1 protein-coding gene is annotated in these 1573 nt (G+C 65.4%); it reads left to right on the top strand.

Annotated elements, in window-relative coordinates:
* The coding region (locus KHC27_RS05340) for a calcium-binding protein (protein WP_213335963.1) at positions 1-1295 on the top strand (1295 nt) is incomplete at its 5' end.
* Positions 1296-1573 lie beyond the last annotated feature (278 nt).

The raw sequence follows: 1573 nt of genomic DNA, 5'->3' as shown, positions 1-1573 counted from the left end.
GCGACGACATCATGGACTTCACTGTCCGTCCCGCCAATGCGGGGCATGAATACGACCCCGGCGCCAATGTCACGGTCTATGGCGGGCTGGGCAATGACGTGATCTGGACGTCCGGCAGCCGGCTCACCACGGTCTATGGCGAAAGCGAGACCCTGGCCGGCAGCTCGGCCAGCGCCCAGGCGCTCGGCGGTAACGACACGATCGACCTGTCAGCCGCGACGGTGGGCACGACCGTCTATGGCGACGGCTATTACATGAGCTGGGCCAAGGGCGGCACCGACACCCTCACCGGCAGCGCCAGCGGCGACACGCTTTATGGCGACGGGTTCCGGCTGGGCTACTCGTCCGGTTCGAAGGCGACCGGCGGCGATGACGTCATCTACGGCAAGGCCGGCGCTGACACCATCTATGGCGACGCAAACATTGTGGCTTACGGCGGCGGCTCGGGCGCGGTCGGTGGCAACGACATTCTCTATGCCTATGACGCCACAACCAACGGCACCGAGGCGGATACCCTTTACGGCGAGGGCGTGACGATCGGCAACGCCAGCAACAACACCGTCACCTGCGGCAATGACACCCTCTATGGCAGCGACGGCGATAATCAACTCTATGGCGACGGGAGCAGCTTCGGCTCCGTCACCGGCAACACCGTCACCGGCGGCAACGACACGATCTATGGCCGGGACGGGGGGGATACGATCTATGGAGACGGCAATACCGCAGCCTACACTGGAAAGGACGCAAAAGCCACCGGCGGAAGCGACACCCTGTATGGCGACGACGGCACCGACACGATCTACGGCGATTTCGCCATTGCGGGCAGCAGCTCAAACGCCACCGTGCTCATCGGCGGGAATGACTGGCTGTATGGCGGCGCCGGCGGCGACACGCTGATCGGCGACGCCAACACCGTGAATGCCAAGGCGACGCTGACCTGCGGCAATGACCGGCTCGACGGCGGCACCGGCAACGACAGTCTGTATGGCGACGTCTTTGGCACCATCAACACCGGCGCCAGCGTCACCGGCGGCAACGACACCTTCGTGTTCCAGCCCGGCAGCGGCGCCGACACCATCTATGATTTCGGCCAGAGCGCCGGCTCCACCACGGGTGACGACCTGATCGACGTCTCGGCCTATGGCTACACCTCCTTCGCCGGTCTCACCCTCTCCGGCAACGGCACGGCGACGGTGACGATCACCTTCAGCGGCAGCGGCAACAGCGTCCAGGTGAAGAACAGGGCCAACACCGCCCTCACCCTCTCCGCCTCGGATTTCGTCTTCGCGGCGTGAGGCAGCGCAAGCGGCGGCGTGGCGATCGGCGCCCCGCTCTCGCCGAAGCGGCCGCACCGCCTCCCCCGCCTGACATCGGCGTTGTGGAATGCGAACAAAGGCGGCCGCAGTCCCGGCAAGCACATTGCCCCTCCCTGACCTTGCTGTATGATAAGGCCGCAAGCGGGACGCGCGAGGGTCCTGCAATTAAGGGGCAGCCATGCTTTTCACCCGCTCCGGCAAATTCAGCCGGACCAGCAGCACCACCAACACCACCACCAGCCAGACGCTGTCGACCT

It is taken from the genome of Ancylobacter lacus (assembly GCF_018390635.1).
In the GTDB taxonomy this organism is placed as follows: Bacteria; Pseudomonadota; Alphaproteobacteria; order Rhizobiales; family Xanthobacteraceae; genus Ancylobacter; species Ancylobacter lacus.
The sequence above is the reverse complement of the archived record's forward strand: the minus strand, read 5'-3'. Positions and strand labels throughout refer to the sequence as shown.